At 59.5% G+C, this 18,932-nt stretch carries 13 protein-coding genes and 1 riboswitch; of the genes, 12 read left to right on the top strand and 1 reads right to left on the bottom strand.

Annotated features, from left to right (window positions below; translation table 11 throughout):
* Positions 1–109 precede the first annotated feature (109 nt).
* The 4 genes from HMPREF1985_RS09685 (at position 110) to HMPREF1985_RS09670 (ending at position 5,627) form a co-directional block, all read left to right on the top strand.
* Positions 110–1,465 carry a hypothetical protein gene (locus HMPREF1985_RS09685; RefSeq protein WP_040637608.1) on the top strand — a complete coding sequence of 452 codons (1,356 nt, stop codon included), beginning with the start codon at positions 110–112 and terminating at the stop codon, positions 1,463–1,465.
* A gap of 44 nt (positions 1,466–1,509) precedes the next feature.
* Positions 1,510–2,295 (top strand): glucosaminidase domain-containing protein, encoded by a 786-nt coding sequence (locus tag HMPREF1985_RS09680; RefSeq protein WP_021772426.1) that lies wholly within the window; start codon positions 1,510–1,512, stop codon positions 2,293–2,295.
* Between the two features lie 83 nt (positions 2,296–2,378).
* Positions 2,379–4,001 carry an ABC-F family ATP-binding cassette domain-containing protein gene (locus tag HMPREF1985_RS09675; protein ID WP_021772425.1) on the top strand — a complete coding sequence of 541 codons (1,623 nt, stop codon included), beginning with the start codon at positions 2,379–2,381 and terminating at the stop codon, positions 3,999–4,001.
* Positions 4,002–4,025: 24 nt separating this feature from the next.
* Positions 4,026–5,627 (top strand): ABC1 kinase family protein, encoded by a 1,602-nt coding sequence (locus HMPREF1985_RS09670; RefSeq protein ID WP_021772424.1) that lies wholly within the window; start codon positions 4,026–4,028, stop codon positions 5,625–5,627.
* Here the strand turns inward: HMPREF1985_RS09670 and HMPREF1985_RS09665 are convergent.
* The gene (locus HMPREF1985_RS09665) at positions 5,567–6,115 is read right to left on the bottom strand and encodes a hypothetical protein (RefSeq protein ID WP_040637607.1); all 549 of its coding nucleotides are present in this window, start codon (positions 6,113–6,115) and stop codon (positions 5,567–5,569) included. The genes HMPREF1985_RS09670 and HMPREF1985_RS09665 overlap by 61 nt on opposite strands.
* 308 nt (positions 6,116–6,423) lie before the next feature.
* Here HMPREF1985_RS09665 and HMPREF1985_RS09660 point away from each other — a divergent pair, with 308 nt between their 5' ends.
* From HMPREF1985_RS09660 to HMPREF1985_RS09625, 8 genes are all read left to right on the top strand, one after another.
* Positions 6,424–8,490: a methyl-accepting chemotaxis protein gene (locus HMPREF1985_RS09660; protein ID WP_021772422.1), complete on the top strand. Its 2,067-nt coding sequence runs from the start codon at positions 6,424–6,426 to the stop codon at positions 8,488–8,490.
* A gap of 62 nt (positions 8,491–8,552) precedes the next feature.
* Positions 8,553–8,726, top strand: a riboswitch (cobalamin riboswitch).
* A gap of 190 nt (positions 8,727–8,916) precedes the next feature.
* Complete coding sequence (locus tag HMPREF1985_RS09655; protein ID WP_021772421.1) at positions 8,917–11,115, top strand: methylmalonyl-CoA mutase family protein; 2,199 nt, start codon at positions 8,917–8,919, stop codon at positions 11,113–11,115.
* Positions 11,115–13,310, top strand: coding sequence for a methylmalonyl-CoA mutase (gene scpA, locus HMPREF1985_RS09650; RefSeq protein ID WP_021772420.1), 2,196 nt, complete (start codon positions 11,115–11,117; stop codon positions 13,308–13,310). Before HMPREF1985_RS09655 ends, scpA begins: the two co-directional genes overlap by 1 nt.
* 4 nt (positions 13,311–13,314) lie before the next feature.
* Positions 13,315–14,493: a methylmalonyl Co-A mutase-associated GTPase MeaB gene (gene meaB / locus HMPREF1985_RS09645; RefSeq protein ID WP_021772419.1), complete on the top strand. Its 1,179-nt coding sequence runs from the start codon at positions 13,315–13,317 to the stop codon at positions 14,491–14,493.
* A 12-nt stretch (positions 14,494–14,505) separates the two neighbouring features.
* Entirely contained in the window at positions 14,506–15,111 is a 606-nt protein-coding gene (locus HMPREF1985_RS09640) for a peptide-methionine (S)-S-oxide reductase (RefSeq protein ID WP_021772418.1), read from the top strand.
* A gap of 105 nt (positions 15,112–15,216) precedes the next feature.
* The gene (locus HMPREF1985_RS09635) at positions 15,217–15,531 is read left to right on the top strand and encodes a metal-sensing transcriptional repressor (protein WP_021772417.1); all 315 of its coding nucleotides are present in this window, start codon (positions 15,217–15,219) and stop codon (positions 15,529–15,531) included.
* A gap of 25 nt (positions 15,532–15,556) precedes the next feature.
* Positions 15,557–18,127 carry a heavy metal translocating P-type ATPase gene (locus tag HMPREF1985_RS09630; protein ID WP_040637606.1) on the top strand — a complete coding sequence of 857 codons (2,571 nt, stop codon included), beginning with the start codon at positions 15,557–15,559 and terminating at the stop codon, positions 18,125–18,127.
* Positions 18,128–18,410: 283 nt separating this feature from the next.
* On the top strand, positions 18,411–18,845 hold the full coding sequence (locus tag HMPREF1985_RS09625) for a PTS sugar transporter subunit IIA (RefSeq protein ID WP_021772415.1): 435 nt from the start codon (positions 18,411–18,413) through the stop codon (positions 18,843–18,845).
* Positions 18,846–18,932 lie beyond the last annotated feature (87 nt).

The raw sequence follows: 18,932 nt of genomic DNA, 5'->3' as shown, positions 1-18,932 counted from the left end.
TACGAAAAAAACAGCGTATCAATCTGCGCCTCGCGGGTTGATTTCTGGGACTTTCCTCAGTAAAATAGATGTGTTGGGCGCAGGAGCAGGAAGGCAGGTGTGGGCGCAGATGGCGGCAGGCGAAACGGGAGCATCATGGCGACGCGATGCAGTCGCAGGGCTTGGCACGGCGCTGACGCTCTCGTACGTGCTGCTCGCCGTGCCGACGTTTCTCGCGCGTGCGGGCATGGATTTTGCGGGTGCTTACGCCGCCTGCGGCATTGCCATGGTCCTCGGCACGGCGCTCATGGGGTTCCTTCGCCTGCCGATTGCCGCCGCGCCGAGCGTGCCGCTCGTGGTTTGGCTCGTCATGCTACCCGTGATTTCGCATGGGCTGGACTGGCGTGCCTTGCTCGCCGTAGGAGCAGCGGCGTCTGCCGTCCTGCTCTTCGGACTGTTCACCCTCGGGCGATTGCACAGGACGCGCTTCGGCGCAAGGCGCTTCCGCAGGGAGCTGGTGCACTCCGTCGTGCCGCCGTGCATCGAACGCGGGCTTGCGGGCGGCGTCGGGCTCATGCTGATCTTCACGGCCCTTTCGGAAGGGCGGCTTCTGATGCCCGCGCCTGCCGGTCTTTTGCAGATCGGCGATCTTCACGATCCCGTCGCCGCATTTGGCCTCGTCGGCGTCCTCCTCGTGCTCGCGCTCATGGCGGCTCGCGTGCGCCTCGCCGTTTTTTACGCGATGCTCATCGTGGCGGTTCTCTCCTTCGTCGAGGGGTTTTGGATCGTCCCGTCCGCGCCCTTTTTTGAGCCGGAAGGGCTCGACAAAACGGCGTTTCAGCTCTTCTGCGTGCCGTCGATGGATGGCATCCTGTGGGGGGAAGCGGCTGCGACGGGATTCGTGCTGCTCCTCTACCTTGCGCTCGACGGCTGGGGCTCGCTCATCGTACTCGCGCAAATGCGTGCGCCGCATGGAGAAACGTCTCCTAGCGACGCGGCGGCACTGCACGGGCGGAAGACGCTCGCCGTGTTCGGTGCGCTCGGCATCGTTGCGAGCGCGCTGGGGACGGTTCCCGTTGTTGCCGCCCCCGAGTCAGCCGTCGGGCAGTCGCTTGGCGGCTCGCGCCGCATGAGCTGGTTCACCGCGCTTTTTCTTACGGGGCTGCTCTTTCTCGCGCCGACGGCGCGGGAGCTCGCAAGCTTCCCCGCCCTGTTCGTGCCGGCACTCGTCGGGGCCGGGATCCTGCTCCTGCAGCGCGTCCAGCGCGTCTTTTCGGGAGACTTCGCCGAGCGGGCTGCGGCTGGGGCGATCTTCCTGCTCGCGCCGTTGACGAAGAGCCTTGCGCTCTCGATCGGCACGGCATTTTTCCTATTCGTTTTTCTGAAGTGCATGGCAGGCCGCATGGCGGAGGTTCGCCTTCCCGCGCGCGTGCTTGCCGTTTGCTTTTTGCTTTATTGGTACTTTGGCTATTGGCCTACTTTTTAAGGAGTGTTTGATTCGTGTCACGAAAATGGAGTTTCGATGGTCGTATGGGTCGCGCCTTGGCAGCGGGTACGGTGCTCGGCGCATTCCTCTTCGCCGCGCCGCATGCAGGGCAGGCAAAGCGCCTGCATGATCCAAAAGTAGAGACGAAGGTTTCCGTGCATCAGACGATTCGTCAAGGTGAGACGCACAATCTCACGAGCATGCAGGCGGTGGGAGCGGAGGATTTCCGCGCGCGCGTACAGACGATTTTGAATCCGCCGAAAGAAGAGCCGGCTTCCGTGGAGGCGCCTGCGCGCGACGATGTGCCGATGACGGAATCCGCCTATGACGATTCGATCCTCGGCACGCCGCTCGCAAGTCCCGAGCAGTGCGTGCGCTACCTGCTGAGCCAGAACCCAGCACCCGCGATCTCGGTCTCACCGGAAAAGCTCGTATCGTACTACTTTGAGGAAGGCCGCCGCGAGGGCATCCGCCCCGACGTCGCGTTTGCGCAGGCGCTCAAAGAAACGGGCTTCTTCCGCTATGGCGGCACGGTCACAGCCGATCAGAACAATTACTGCGGACTCGGCACGACGAGCGCTGCCATCAAGGGGGCGTACTTCCCGTCATCGCAGCTCGGCGTGCGCGCGCATATCCAGCATCTCCTCGCCTACGCTTCGACGCGAAAGCCCATGGAGCCGGTCGTCGATCCGCGCTACGAACTCGTGCGCGGTGTCTACGGCACGAGCACGCTGCACCGCTGGGAAGACCTCAACGGACGCTGGGCGGTGCCGGGCGACTCTTACGGACAGAGCATCCTGTCGATGTTCCGCGCGATGCTTCGCGAGTGAGCTATCTGAGCCATCTTTTTTAGGGATCCAAATAAAATCGCTGATCCTCTGCGCCTCAAGCGGCGAGAAAGGAACTACGAGATATGATTACGACGAACAACGTCAGCCTGCAGTTCGGCAAGCGCGTTCTCTACAAGGACGTCAACCTCAAGTTTACGCTTGGCAACTGCTACGGCATCATCGGTGCGAACGGCGCAGGCAAGTCGACCTTTTTGAAGCTGCTTTCGGGCGCGATCGAGCCGACGGGCGGCGTCATCGAAATCACGCCGGGCGAGCGTCTTTCCGTGCTCCAGCAGGATCACTACGCGTTTGACGGCTGCGAGGTGCTCCGCACCGTCATCATGGGCAACCGGCGCCTCGTCGAAATCATGGATGAAAAGGAGGCGCTCTACGCGAAGCCAGACTTTTCCGATGCGGACGGCATGCGCGCCTCGGAGCTTGAGACGGAGTTCGCCGAGATGAACGGCTGGGATGCGGAGACGGAAGCGGCGCGCCTCTTAAACGGGCTCGGCATACCCGAGAACGAGCACGCCATGCGCATGGCGGATCTGCCTGCCGCTAAAAAGGTGCGCGTGCTGCTCGCACAGGCGCTCTTCGGCAGTCCCGATATCCTGCTGCTCGATGAGCCGACGAACCACCTCGACGTCGCGTCGATCAACTGGCTTGAGGAATTCCTCGCGGGCTTCCCGAACACGGTCATCGTCGTCTCGCATGACCGCCACTTCCTAAATCAGGTCTGCACCTATATCTGCGATGTCGATTTCGGCGAGATCCGCCAGTACGCAGGCAATTACGACTTTTGGTACCAGTCGAGCCAGCTTGCGCTGCAGATGGCGAAGGACGCAAACAAGAAGAAGGAAGAAAAGATCAAGGAACTGCAGACGTTCATTCAGCGGTTTGCCGCGAACGCCGCGAAGTCAAAGCAGGCGACGAGCCGCAAGAAGCTGCTGGAAAAGATCACGCTCGACGATATCAAGCCGTCCTCGCGCCGCTATCCTTACATCGCATTCACGCCCGACCGCGAGGCGGGCGACCAGCTCCTGCAGGTCACGGGTCTATCCAAGACCGTCGACGGCGAGCAGGTGCTGAAGAATGTGAGCTTCACGCTGAAGCGCGGCGACAAAGTCGCCTTCGTCGGTCCGAACGGCATCGGCAAGACGATGCTCTTCAAGATCCTCATGGGCGAGGAAGAGCCGGACGAGGGCACGTTCAAGTGGGGAGTGACGACGACGCAGGCGTACCTGCCGACGGACAACTCCGCCTACTTCGACGATGTCGGCCTGAACCTCGTCGACTGGCTGCGCCAGTATTCCAAGGATCCCGATGAGACGTTCGTGCGCGGCTTCCTCGGGCGCATGCTCTTTTCCGGCGAGGAGAGCCAAAAAAAGGCGTCCGTCCTTTCGGGCGGCGAGCGCGTGCGCTGCATGCTCTCGCGTATGATGCTTTCGGGCGCAAACGTCCTCCTGCTCGACGAGCCGACGAACCATCTCGACCTTGAGTCGATCACGGCACTCAACAACGGGCTTATCGCATTCACGGGGACGGTGCTCTTTGTCTCGCATGATCACGAGTTCGTGCAGACGATCGCGAACCGCATCATCGACATCACGCCAGACGGCGTCGTCGACCGCGTCTCGACCTACGACGACTTCCTTGCAAACGAGACGGTCAAGCAGCAGATCGCGGAGAAGTACGGCAACCAGTGATCCGAAATCGGGAGGCGCAGCGCTATGCTCGATAAGTTCGTTCAGAATGCCATAGAAGACGCGAGTGCGACAGTGCGCCTGCGCGAGATGATCGCCGTCCTGCGCCGCCGTGAGGTCGTGCGCGGCATGACGCCCGAAAAGCTGCGCCTGATCTTGGAGGATCTCGGTCCGACCTTCGTAAAGCTCGGTCAGGTCATGAGCATGCGTCCCGATTTCCTGCCGCAGGAGTACTGCGACGCGCTCATGAAGCTTCAGACCGAGGCGAAGCCGCTTCCGTTTTCCGTCATCCTGGAGGTCGTTGAAAACGAGTACAGCCAGCGTTGGAAGCAAGTCTTTTCCTACATCGACGAAGAGGCGCTCGGTTCGGCGAGCATCGCGCAGGTGCATCGCGCCATTCTCGTGACGGGCGAGAAGGTCGTCGTCAAGGTACAGCGCCCCGGCATCTACGAAGTCATGAGCAAGGATATCGTGCTGCTCCGGCGCGCGACGGCGCTCCTCAAGATCTTCAATAAGACACCAGACGTTCTCGATTTTAACATGGTACTGGACGAGATGTGGGCGATCGCGAAGCAGGAGATGGACTTCCTCATGGAGGCCGATCATATCGAGGAGTTTGCCGACCTCAACCGCGACGACGACTTCGTCTCATGCCCGAAAGTCTACCGCAAGCTCTCGACACAGCACCTTCTCGTCATGGAATACATCGAGGGGATCCGAATCGATGATTTCGAGGGACTCAAGGCGCGCGGCTATGACCGCAGCGTGCTTGGGCGAAAGCTCGGCGAGAACTACGTCAAGCAGATCATCGAGGATGGATTTTTCCATGCAGACCCCCATCCCGGCAACATCTGGGTGCGAAACGGGCGCATCGTTTGGCTCGACCTCGGCATGATGGGCAGGCTGGGAAACCGCGACCGTCTCGCGATACGCAAGGCAGTGTTCGCGCTCGCGGACCACGACACCTTTGAGATGAAGGCCGCCGTCCTTTCGCTCGGCATCGCGCAGGGGCGCATCAATCATGCGGCGCTCTACCAGGACATCGATACGATGATGACGGCGTACAGCTCGCTCGACTTCAGCTCGCTGCAGATGGGCGAGCTCTCGCGGCAGATCATGAACATCCGCCGCACATATCGTCTCAGCTGCCCGCAGGGGTTCTCCATGTTCGCGCGCGGCGTTCTGACCGTCGAGGGCGTCATGCGGAAGTGCTGCCCCGACGTGAGCTTCGTCGAGATATTTGCCAAGAGCCTGTCGCTTGACTTCAAACGCAATTTCAGTTGGCGCGACGAGATCGAAAAGGCGAAACGCGAGGCGTTCATCCTCATGCGCAAGTCGACGCAGCTCCCCGAACAGATCTCCGAGATCCTCAAGATGACGATGAGCGGGCAGACGAAAGTCAACCTCGATGTCACGGGATCGGAAGAGCCGCTTCGCCGCCTCGACAAGATGATCAACAAGGTCATCATTGCCGTGCTCTGCGCTGCGCTCCTCCTCGGATCGAGCACGATCTGCACGACGAATATGACGCCGAAGATCATGGAGATCCCGCTGCTCGGCTTTCTCGGTTACCTGATTGCGTTCATCTTGAGCATACGGCTCATCTGGGATATCCAAAGGGGAAAATAAAATACGGGAAAAGCCGTCTGGTGAAAAGCCGTCTTGTGAATGGAAGCAAGGCGGCTTTTCCCCATTTTACAGGGAAGGCTCTGTCGGCTCTTCCATGCGCTTGTCACAAAGCCCATGAAGAACGAAGAAAGGAGCATTTCGGCGTAGAGAATGATGCTGATGGCGGCGATTCCATTCTCGCCTGCGCAAGAATAGGTGACTTGATTGAAGAGAAGCGTCGTGATGCCGACGGAAAGCTGTGTGACCATTTCCGAGCTGCCGTTGCCAAAGGACGGCAAAAGCGGATGCAGCGCGAACGTGAAGGGCGAAAAGCGCAGCGTGCGTCCGTGGGTGGGAAAATACCAGATGCTGATTGCGGCAGCGACAAAATCGGAAATGTCCGTTGCAAGCCCGGCTCCAAAAATCCCCATCCCAAAATGCGCGAGAAATACATAGTCCAGCATGACATTCGTGAGCCCTGCGGCGAGCGAGACGTAGAGTCCCTGCACGGGGCTGCCGTTGGTGATGTAGACGCATGGAAGAGAATGAGCAGGGAGACGAACTGAGGGACTTCCTTTCTATCCAGTTCTTTTTCTAGGCATAGTCTAACAGATGAGGTTGGGCAGGTGTCAAGCATCTGCATCTGCTTTTCATATGGAAACGGATCGATTTGCGTCGGTACGCGTCCGTTTCTTTGCGTTGAGAAGGAAAACGTATGCTTTGTGAAGAATCTAAGATATTGGATATAGCATGCTTATAGCATGCTAGTGACTTTGGGAATTCAAACAGCCCGCACTTGGCGGGTAGGAGGCATGATATGTTGCATTTATTTCCTGCATCGAAGAAGGCGTACGCGAGCACTGCTCCCCTTGCGGCAAAGGGGATGCAGGGCACGGCACATTCTGCGATCAACAACGCGGAGGACATCCGCGTCAAGTACTTTCATCGCGGGGAGCTGACGAGTGCGGCGCTCAAGGAGATGTTTGATCTTCCGGAAGGCGCCGCACTCGTCGTGGGATTTGCCTCAGCGGATCTCGATCTCACGGATGTAGCGGATGCCATCAAGCCCGCGCTTGCGCCGTCGGCGAAGCTCATCCTGATGACGGATGGGGGCGAGCTCTGCCATGCGAAGGGAAGCCGTTCGCTCTATCAGGAGGCGGCGGATGGGCGCGCCCGCGTCCTGCTGCAGGCATTTTCGCGTCGCATGATCGAGGCGTCGTACACGATGACGATTCCGCTCGGCGATGAGGATCTGCGCCGCGATGCGGTCGAAGTGCCTGTCGCCGAGCGCACGAACCGCATCCGCAGCGAGATGGAAAAGCATCGCATCCCGTTCCGCATCAGTGTGAACCATACGTTTGCGTTTGTCTACGTGGACGGCGCATCGCGCATGGAGACGTTCCTCCTGAAGGCGCTCTACGAGTCGGGCATGCTCCCGTGCCCCTATATCGGCGGATCGAGTGCGGGCAAGGATTTTTCCCATACGTACCTCTACGACGGCAAGCGCACGCTCGAGCATCATGCCGTCATCCTGGTCGTGCGCCTCGCACCCAGCTACCGCTACGGCATTTTCAAGACGCAGGCGATCGAGGAGACGGGCAAGAGCTTCACGGTTGCCGATGCGAGCACGATGCTCCGCTACATCGAGACGGTGAAGCTCGATTCGGGCGAGGTCTTGCCTGCGACGGACGGACTCAAGAAAATTCTCGGCGTCGCGACGGACGAGGAACTTGAGAGGACGCTCGGCGACTATACGCTCGCGACGGATGTGAATGGGCAGCACTTCGTCCGCTCCATCCAGTACATGGACTTTGAGAAAAAACGCGTTGCGGTCTACTGCGACATTCTGACGGGCGAGCGGCTGCACCTCATGCGCCGCACATCGCTTTCCAAGACAGCGGAAGAGGACTACACGGACTTTGCGAAAGGCAAGCCGGAACCCATCGGCGCCGTCCTCAACGACTGCATCCTGCGCCGCCTTTCGTACGGTTCCGATACGGCGAATGTCTCGCTTTTCCGCGATTTCCCCGTGGCGGGCTTCTCGTGCTTTGGCGAGATCGCAGGACTCCATATCAACGAGACGATGACGGCGATCTTCTTCTATCATGTTGCAGATGGCGAGCGCTTCGCCGATGCCTACCTCGATCATTTCGCGGGCAGCTACTCCGACTGCCGCGCGTATTTCTTCCAGCGCGACATGAACCGGCAGATGTACATCGCGGCGCAGCGCCGCAGCCTCATTGATTTCTTTATCGGCTCGCAGGAGAAGATGCCGCTTATCGTGGATTCCATCACGCAAAACATCGATGAGTTCCGCAAGGTCGAGGATTCGCTTTCGTCCATCTCGAGCGGCATCCGCGACCAGAAGGAGCTTTTTGCGCAGATTGTGAAGCAGGGGGAAGAGATCGGCCCGAAGCTCAGAGTGCTTGCCGAGAGCGCACAGCGCATCGACGACATCATGGGCATGATTACGGAAATTGCCTCGCAGACGAACCTTCTCGCGCTCAATGCCGCCATCGAAGCGGCGCGTGCGGGCGAGGCGGGGCGCGGCTTCGCCGTCGTCGCGCAGGAAGTCCGGAAGCTCGCGGAGAACACGCAGGAAAATCTCGCTGCATCCGACGAGGCAGTGCGCCGCCTGCGGAAGGATGTCGAGCAGATTGATGCGATCATGGCGGCAAACGAGGAAATGAGCAGCAAGATCGCATCGTTCGACAGTGCCTTCAACGAGCATATCGAATCCCTGCGCACGACGCTCAAGGAAAGCCTCGCGCAGGTCAAAGGCTCGGCGAAGGCGGTCAAAGAGCTCGAATCGGTCAGCGTGGAAGCGGAAAAACGCCGCGCGTCCATCGTGAAGCTGATCGAGCGCATCGAGCACGGCGCATAAGAAATAGGCGGGCTTGCTTATTGACAGGACGCAATCGTTTGCGTTAATATAAAGATGAAAATGAAATATGATTGGGAACAGGTGTCGAAAGACTCAATCGGGAATCCGGTCAAAGCCGGAGTGGTCCCGCCACTGTAAGGGGAGCGTTGCGCAGCATGCCACTGGGAGCAATCTTGGGAAGGCGCGTGACGTGAGGAACCTAAGCCAGGAGAACGGCCTGTTCTTGCATCACCGTTGGCGCCTTGCGCGCCTAGACCTGCGAGCGATGGGTAGGGGATTGGGCTATGCGGCAGTATGGCAGGGATCCGATGTATTTTGCATCGGATTTTCTTATATACATTCACATTTCGCGTGGTCTTGTGCCGCCCTCGTGCAGGGCGGCTTTTGTTTTCCCTTGAATCAAGAGTCATTGAAGGAGGCTATGATATGGGCAATGAAGCGAAGGAACGGGAGGATTTGGATCTCAGGGCGATCCTGCAAAAATCGGAGGCACAGACGGATTTCCCGGACGTGCCGCTCGACGAGTTCACGCCGCCGACTTATGCGGAATGGAAAGCGGCATGCGAGGCACTTTTGAAGGGTGCGCCTTTTGACAAGAAGATGTATACGAAGACTTACGAGGGGATTACCTTCGAGCCGATGTATACGCGTGCGGGGACAGAAGAGATCCTGCCCAAGCATTCCTACCCCGGCATGTTCGACTTTTTGCGCGGGACGCGTCCGAACGGCTATATCGAAAAGCCGTGGGGCATTGCGCAGGCCTGCGACGAGACGCTCCCGGAGGAGACGAATGAGCTGCTCCTCCATGAGGCGGAGAAGGGATCGACCATCTACCACTTGCGCCTCGATACCGCCACGCTTCAAAACCGGGATGCGAAGGATGCATCAAAGGTCGGTGACGTGGGCTGCAGCGTGACGACGACGGAGGACATGCATACCGTGCTCAATGGGCTTCGCCTTGACCGACGCCCCTTTTACGTCTACGCAGGCGCGTCTGCGCTTCCCATGCTCGCGCTCACAGCGGCCGCAGTTCGGGCCAATGGGATGGACACGAAGAAGCTGAGCGGGCTTATCGGTGCGGATCCGCTCGGCGAGCTCATGGCGAACGGCACGCTCTATGCACCCATCGCCACGCTTTACGACGAGATGGCTGCGTGTGCGCGCTGGGCGGGGAAACACGCGCCGCAGCTTTGCACGGTCTTCGTGCGAAGCGATGCGCTCTCGCGCGGCGGGGCAAATGACGTGCAGGAGGTCGCGTCCGCGCTTGCGACGGGCGTCGCGTATATAAGGGCCATGATGGAGCGCGGCCTTACGATTGATGAGGCGGCCCAGCAGATTTTCTTCGGCTTTTCGATGGGCGCGAATTTCTTTCTTCAAGTCGCGAAGCTCCGCGCCGTGCGCCCCATTTGGGCACAGATCGTGCGCGCGTTCGGCGGCGGGGAGGACGCGCAGCGCATTCGCATCCATGCGCGCCCCGCGCTCTTCTTCAAGACAGTCTATGACCCGTATGTCAACATGCTGCGCAATACGACGGAGATTTTCTCTGGCGTCGTCGGCGGCATCGATTCCTTTGAGAATGCACCGTTTGATGAGCCGATCCGCAAGGGCGATGAATTTTCACGCCGCATTGCACGCAACGTGCAGATCATGCTGCAAGAGGAGTTCGGCCTATTGCAGCCCATTGACCCTGCGGGCGGCTCATGGGCGGTCGAGAGCCTGACGAAGGAAATCGGCGAGAAGATTTGGGCTGAGTTTCAGGCCATCGAAGGCAAGGGCGGCATGATGCAGGCACTAAAGGATGGCTATATCCAAAGCTGTGTGGAAAAGACGCTGCAGGAACGCTTCAAGAACCTTGAATTGCGCCGTGACCGCATCGTCGGAAACAACATGTATCCGAATATGGCGGAAAAGAGGCTCGACCCGCGGCCAGAGGATACGAAGGCTCTGCGCGCCAAGCGGAACGAGGAGGTGCAGGCGTATCTTGCCGATATCGACGCACCGCAAAAGGCGGCGTGCATGACGGCGCTTCGCGAGGCAGGCGCTGGCGAGGTGGCAGAGGCTGCCATCGCCGCTGCATCGAGCGGCGCGACACTTGCCGAATTGCGGGCCGCACTCTCGGACGGGACGGGGGAGGCGGAATGCGTCGCGGCAATCCGGCCGCATCGTTGGAGCGAGCGTTATGAGGCGCTGCGCATGACGACGGAGGCATATCGTGCCACGCATGACGGCGACAACGTCCGCATCTTCCTCGCAAACATGGGCCCCATCCCGCAGCATAAGGCGCGGGCGGATTTCTCTGCGAGTTTCCTGCAGGTTGGCGCATTTGACGTACTGACAAATGAGGGCTTCAAGGAAACGGACGAAGCGGCCGCTGCTGCGAGGGATTCCCATGCGGACGCGGTCGTGATATGCTCGACGGATGCGACGTATCCGGATCTCGTGCCGGAACTTGCACCGAAGCTGCGCGCCGCCCTTCCTTCCGCAACGATCTATCTCGCGGGCGCTGCGCCGAAGGATTTGGAGCAGGCTTACCGGGAGGCGGGCGTGGATGATTTCATTTCCGTGCGCGCGAATTGCTATAAGATTCTTCGCTTCCTGCAGGACAAGAAAGGAATGATCCAGTGATGGCACAGAATCCCGACTTCACGAAAATGCGTTTGGAGGATGCAGCACCGCAATCGGAGGCTGCTTGGGAAAAACGCTTTGAGCAGGCGACGGGGATGCGTTGCGACTCGCTCGTGGAAAACACGATGGAGCATATCCCCATCCAGCCGTTTTACGACCACGATGTATACGAGCACATGAATCACCTCGATTTTGCGAGCGGAATCCCGCCTTGCCTGCGCGGGCCGTACTCGACGATGTACGTGTTCCGCCCATGGACGGTGCGCCAGTATGCGGGCTTTTCGACCGCGGAGGAATCGAACGCGTTTTATCGGCGCAATCTCGCCGCAGGGCAGAAAGGGCTTTCCATCGCCTTTGACCTGCCGACGCACCGCGGCTACGATTCGGACAACCCGCGTGTCTTGGGCGATGTCGGCAAGGCGGGCGTCGCGATTGACTCCATTCTCGACATGCGCATCCTCTTTAGCGGCATCCCACTCGACCAGATGTCCGTATCCATGACCATGAACGGCGCAGTCCTTCCGATTCTCGCGTTCTACATCCTGTCCGGCGAGGAACAGGGCGTCGACAAGAAGGTCATGTCGGGGACGATCCAGAACGATATTCTCAAAGAGTTCATGGTGCGAAACACGTACATTTATCCGCCGGATATGTCCATGCGCATCATCGGCGATATTTTCGAGTACACGACGAAGTACATGCCGAAGTTCAACAGCATTTCCATCTCCGGCTACCACATGCAGGAAGCGGGCGCGACGGCGGACATCGAGCTCGGCTATACGCTCGCCGACGGACTCGAGTACGTCCGCACGGGCATCAAGGCGGGGCTTCCCGTCGATGCGTTTGCCAAGCGGCTCTCGTTCTTCTGGGCAATCGGAAAGAACTACTTCATGGAGGTCGCCAAGATGCGCGCGGCCCGCGTGCTCTGGGCAAAGATCGTGAAGTCCTTCGGCGCGAAAGAGCCGAAGTCCATGGCGCTGCGCACGCACTGCCAGACCTCTGGCTGGTCGCTGACGGCGCAGGATCCGTTCAACAATATTTCGCGCACGGTGATGGAGGCGATGGGGGCGGCGCTCGGCCATACGCAGTCGCTCCACACGAACGCGCTCGACGAGGCGATCGCGCTGCCGACGGATTTCTCCGCCCGCATCGCGCGCAACACGCAGCTCTACATCCAGGACGAGACGCGCGTCTGCAAGATCATCGATCCGTGGGGCGGCAGCTACTACGTCGAGTCGCTGACGAATGAGATCATCCGCCGCGCCTGGGCGCATATCCAGGAGGTCGAGTCGCTTGGCGGCATGGCAAAGGCCATCTCGACCGGCCTGCCGAAGATGCGCATCGAGGAGGCAGCCGCACGCCGTCAGGCGCGGATCGATTCGGGCAACGAGACGATTGTCGGACTCAACAAGTACCGGCTCGAAAAGGAAGACCCGCTGCAGATCCTCGCCATCGACAACACAGCCGTGCGGCAGGCGCAGGTCGAACGGCTCGAAAAGCTCCGTGCCGAACGAAATGCGGACGATGTGCGCCGCACGCTTGAAGGGATCACGAAGGCGGCAGAGTCGCGTGATAACGGCAATCTCTTGGAGGCAGCTGTCGATGCGGCACGCGCCCATGCATCTCTCGGTGAGATTTCCGACGCCGTCGAGAAGGTATCGGGGCGCTTCCAGGCGGTGATCCATACGATTTCGGGGGTCTATTCCTCGGAATTCACGGACAAGACCGAGCTTGAGAAGGCACGGTCGCTTGCGGACGACTTCGAGAAGCTGACGGGGCGCCGCCCTCGTATCTTCGTCGCGAAGATGGGACAGGACGGGCACGACCGCGGGCAGAAGGTCATCGCATCTTCTTTCGCGGACATGGGCTGGGACGTCGATGTCGGACCGCTTTTCCAAACGCCGGAGGAGACGGCACAGGACGCGGTGGACAACGACGTGCACATGGTCGGTTTCAGCTCGCTTGCCGCAGGGCACAACACGCTCCTGCCGCAGCTTGTCGAGGATCTGAAGAAGCTCGGACGCGAGGACATCATGGTCTGCATCGGCGGCGTCATTCCCGTGCAGGATTATGACTTCCTCTATCAGCATGGCGCAGTCGCCATCTTTGCGCCGGGCACGAATATCCCTGAGGCAGGCATCAAGCTGCTGAAACTTCTGATCGGCAGGGCAAAGGAAGAAATTGCGGCGGGGTGATGCTATGGGCAAGTACACGAATACGCGGCCGGACTGGGTGCCCGAACACCATGACGGGAAGTTCACGACGAGCGTCATGAGCGGCATCGACGGGGTGAAGGACACGACGGTAGGAAACCTCAATCCCAACCTTGCGCAAGGCGCGCGCCCCAAGATGCGCGGCATGCTCTCGGTCGAGGAGTACGTCAAGGGCGTCGCAGAGGGAAACCGCATGGTTCTTTCGCGTGCGATCACGCTCATTGAGAGCAACAGCCCGCGACATTTCCCCAAAGCGCAGCGGGTCTTGCAGGCACTCCTTCCGCGTACGGGAAAGGCACTGCGCATCGGCATCACGGGCGTGCCGGGTGCTGGAAAGAGCACGATGATCGAGGCATTCGGCAATATGCTTTGCGACGCAGGGCATCGCGTCGCCGTGCTGACCGTGGATCCGACGAGCTCGGTCACGAAGGGGTCGATTCTCGGCGACAAGACGCGCATGGGGACGCTTTCGCGCAGGGAAAATGCCTTTATCCGTCCATCGCCTGCCGGCGGCACACTCGGCGGCGTCGCGCGCAAGAGCCGTGAGACCATGCTCCTCTGCGAGGCGGCAGGGTATGATGTCATTCTCATCGAGACGGTTGGCGTCGGACAGTCGGAAACGACGGTCCGCTCGATGGTGGACTTCTTCCTGCTCGTCGTGCTGACGGGCGCGGGCGACGAGCTTCAGGGAATCAAAAAAGGCATCATGGAGCTTGCCGATGCCATTGTCATCAACAAGGCGGATGGAGACAATCTCCTGAAGGCGAAAGTTGCGCGCGGTGAGTACGAGCGGATGATCGAGTTCCTACGCCCTGCCACGCCGGGCTGGCAGACACACGCCTATCTCGTTTCGGCGGTCAAGAAGACGGGGCTTTCGGAGCTTTGGGACATCATCCGGCTCTTTGAAAAGACGACGAAGGAAAACGGCGCCTTTCGGAAGAGGCGTGAGGGACAGCTCCTCGATTGGATGAACAGCATGATTGACGAGCACCTGCATAATCTGTTCTTTGATGACCCCGTTATCTTGGGGCGCATGCCAGAGGTGCGGGACGCGGTGCTGAGCGGCGCGATTTCCCCTTCGCAGGGCGTGGCGGAGCTCATCCATATCTTCGACGTCCATCGCGCAGCAGACCGCCACGTTGACCTGCTCCATCCAGACCGATAGGAGGGGGAGGCTATGTACACGAAACGGCTGTATGTCTCAGGCGGCAGCTTTTACGAGCTGCAGGAGGTGTTCGACCATGTGCCGGGCGTCACGGCGACACGGGCAGGCTACCTCAATGCGGAAGGCGAGCCGAGTTACGATGCGGTGAAAAATGGTTGGGTGCGCGCACGCATGGGCGTCGAAGTGACCTACAATCCGAAAAAAACCGATCTTTCCCAGCTCGTCGATATCTTGTTTGCCGTCGTTGACCCCTGCGAAAAGGATGGGCAGGGAAAGGCAAAGGGGGAAATGTACCAAAGCGGTGTCTACTACACGGATGACGAGGACGAGCCCATGTTAGCCTACCACATGAATTTCATTCGCGGGCGCGGCAGGCCACCGGCAGCGACGGAATCGAGGCTTATCGTAAACGATCCGAACGATGACAAGAACTTGACGCGTTGCTGTGTGGCGGAAATGATGCCGCTCACTTCCTTCCATCCTGCCGAAGCTGCGCATCAGCATCGTTTGGCACATCGTCCGGGGCAGCAGACTGCAATTGACTTTGCACGGCTTTATGCGCTCGGTGTCCTGCAGGTGCAACGCGTTGTTTCGCCGGATGCGGAGGCATCCGTTTGACAAATACGATAGCAGGGTATATGATAGATACCGATAGGGGGTATATTCTTCTATCGGTATTTTATTTGTCTGCGGGGGTTGGCCCGCCTTTTAGGAGCGATTGCGATGCCAAAAGAAGAAAGCTGCTGCGATGTGGTGCGCCATAAGTACCGCGACAAGGAGAGCAGGGAGTACAAGTCGCTGATCTGCCGGCTGAACCGCATCGAGGGGCAGGTGCGCGGCGTACGGGGCATGATTGAGGATGACCGCTACTGCGTCGATGTGCTGACGCAGGTCAGCGCAATCCAGTCGGCACTCAACGGCTTTACGAAGGAGCTGCTCGCGCAGCACATTCACGGCTGCGTCGTCGCGGATATCCAAAAAGGCAATGCAGGGGCTGTCGACGAGCTCTGCGCACTTTTGCAGAAAGTCATGAAATAACAGTAGGGTGTAGGAAGTGGTACCGTTGAAGAAAGAAAAATTTACCGTGACGGGCATGACGTGCTCGGCATGCTCGGCGCGCGTACAGAAGGCCGTCGAGAAAATCGAGGGCACGGCAGACGTCACGGTCAACCTGCTGACGAACAGCATGCAGCTTCAATACGATGAACGAGAGACGAATCCGGGTGACATCATCAAAGCCGTAGCAGCGGCGGGCTACGGCGCTTCGGTCAAGGGGAGGACGGCGCAGCAGGATGCAGCGGGCGCGGGTGCGGATCCAGCCAAGAAGACGATTGCAGACATGAAGCACCGCCTCATTTGGTCCATCGTATTTTTGATCCCCATGATGTACATCTCCATGCACAGCATGGAACTTGCATGGATCGGCATCCCCGTGCCGGAAGCCGTGCGCGCCGCATTCGACGGACCGGAGAACGCCGTCGCGTTCGCGTTTGCACAGCTCCTCTTGCTGCTGCCCATCATGTACCTCAACCGCCATTATTACATCGCGGGGTTCCGCAACCTCTTTCACGGCGCGCCCAATATGGACAGCCTCGTCGGCATGGGCTCGATGGCATCGGCTCTCTTCGGCGCATTCGCGCTCTTTCGCATCGGCTGGGGGCTCGGGCATGGCGACATGTCGCTTGTCTCGGCGTACAGCACAAACCTCTACTTCGAGTCGGCAGGCATGATCGTCACGCTCATCACGGTCGGCAAGTACCTCGAAGCACGCGCGAAGGGAGAGACGGGGAGAGCACTCGAAGCGCTCACGAAGCTCGCGCCGCGCGATGCGCGTGTCGTGCAGGGCGAGGCGGAAAGGGTCATCCCGATCGAGCAGCTCACGGTCGGCGATCTCGTGCGCGTACGCCCCGGTGAGCGCATCCCGGCGGACGGCACCGTGGTAAGCGGCATGGCGAGTGTCGACGAAGCGGCGATCACGGGCGAGAGCATCCCCGCGGCGAAAGAAAAAGGCGCATCCGTGACCTCGGCGACGATGGTTCGGAACGGCACCTTGATTTTCCGCGCTGAGCGCGTCGGTGAGGATACGACAATCCGCCAAATCATTCGCCTTGCGTCAGACGCAAGCGCGACGAAGGCACCGATCGCGCGCCTCGCGGATCGCGTTGCGGGCGTGTTCGTGCCTGCCGTCATCTCGGTCGCGCTCATCGCGGGCGGCGTATGGCTCGCGCTCGGTGCGAGCGTCGAGTTCGCGTTCTCGATTGCGATTTCGATCCTCGTCGTTTCGTGTCCTTGCGCGCTCGGCCTCGCAACGCCGGTCGCCATCATGGTCGGCACAGGGAAAGGCGCGGAAAATGGCATTCTCATCAAGTCGGGTGAGGCGCTTGAGACGGCGCATGCAATCGATACCGTCATCATGGACAAGACGGGCACGATCACGGAAGGAAAGCCGCGCGTCACGCAGGTCGTTACGTTTGGCAAAACGAACGAGAGGGATCTCGTCGCACTCGCGGCAGGACTGGAGGCGGGCAGTGAGCACCCGCTCGCCGAAGCGGTTCTTCGCTATGCTGAGGAGAAGGACATCACGCCCGTGTCCGCCCGCGATTTTCGCGCTGTCTTTGGACGCGGCGTCACGGCCGAAGTGGAAGGGCACCGCTGCTATGCCGGCAACGCAAAGTTCTTGGAGGAAAACGCCATTTCCGTTGAACCCGTGCGGGATGCGCTTGCAGCAATGGCGGACAACGGTGAAACGCCGCTGCTCTTCGCTAGGGAAAATGCGGTCATCGGCGTAATCGGGGCTGCGGATATGGAAAAGACGACGAGTGCGGAGGCGATTCGCCGCTTTGAGGCGATGGGCATTTCCGTCGTCATGCTCACAGGCGACAACGCGCGCACGGCGGAGGCGATTCGCCGTCGTCTCGGACTGGAGCGCGCGATAGCAGGCGTGCTTCCCGAGGACAAGGAGAAACACATCGCCGCATTGCAGGCAGAGGGGCACAAGGTCGCAATGATCGGCGACGGCATCAACGACGCGCCTGCGCTCGCGCGCGCCGATCTCGGCATCGCGATCGGCGCCGGCACGGACGTCGCGATCGAGAGCGCCGATGCCGTGCTCATGCGCAGCGACCTCTTGGACGCCGTCAGCGCGATCCGCCTGTCGAAAGCTGTCATCAAGAACATCAAGGAAAATCTCTTTTGGGCATTTTTTTACAACGCCGTCTGCATTCCGCTTGCGGCAGGGGTGTTCTACAGCAGCTTTGGCGTCAAGATGTCACCTGCGATCGGCGCGGCAGCGATGAGCATGTCGAGCTTCTGCGTCGTGATGAACGCCCTGCGCCTGCGCTTCTTCCGCACGGACCATCTGGAAGAGAGCGCAGCGCATGGCGCGGCGCGGGAAGAAAGCAGTCTAGAAGAACAGAAAGAGGAGAACACCATGGAAAAAACGATCCAAATAAAAGGTATGATGTGTGCACATTGCCAGAAGCACGTGCATGACGCACTCGCAAAAATGGACGGCGTGACGGCGGTCCGCGTCGATCTCGATGGCGGGACTGCGACAGTGATGGCGGAGCGCGATATCCAGAAGTCCGAGTTCAAGCAGGTCATCGAGGAAGCGGGTTATGAACTCGTCGGTTAAGGAAGTACGGTTCCATTCAGCACTTCCGTCTTAACGCATCCTTTTTTGCTTGCACTTCGGTGGAAAATCCTCCAAGGAAAGCGGTTCTGTATTTGGCTTTCCACCTCGGTTGGGCGAAATATCCACGTCAATCGGAAGGACTTCGTTTTTCGCGGCTCCTTCGGAAATGAGGCGAAGGCTTGCACATAGAACGCAGGCGTTGCTATAATGAGGATGGTGGTAAGAGGTGCCGCGTGGAACGGAACATACCGTAACGCAACCGTAACGCATAGGAGGGAATGCTATGTTTGGTATCATTGTCGGTACGCATGGGCTTTTCGCAGAGGAACTCTTAAAGTCGTGCGAAATGATTTGCGGCGAGCAGAAAAACGTTCGTGCCGTCACGCTCATTCCAGGCGAGGGACCCGATGACGTCGTCGCGAAGTACGAGAAAGCGGTTAAAGAGCTCGACTGTGCAGGCGGTGTGCTCTTCCTGAATGACCTTTTCGGCGGCAGCCCATACAACGCTGCCTGCCGTCTCGTCATTGGGAACGAGAACTACGGAATCGTGACGGGTGTCAACCTTCCCATGCTCGTCGAGATGTGTGGCGCACAGCTCATGGATGACGGCTCGCAAGGCATCCAGGAACTCATGGAAAAGGCCGCCGAGGCGGGCAGGAACGGCACGCATACCTTCCACGCAAGTCAGATATCCGACGACGATGAGGAAGGATTATAAGATTCCTATATCGTTTTACGAACTTGCATACCAGTTATGGGTTTGGCGGAAATATGTAGGTTTGTCAATCCTATGTTACACTGAGCC

The sequence above is a fragment of the Mitsuokella sp. oral taxon 131 str. W9106 genome, assembly GCF_000469545.1.
In the GTDB taxonomy this organism is placed as follows: Bacteria; Bacillota; Negativicutes; order Selenomonadales; family Selenomonadaceae; genus AWVT01.
Note: the sequence above shows the minus strand (reverse complement) of the source record. Positions and strands in the feature narration are given on the sequence as shown.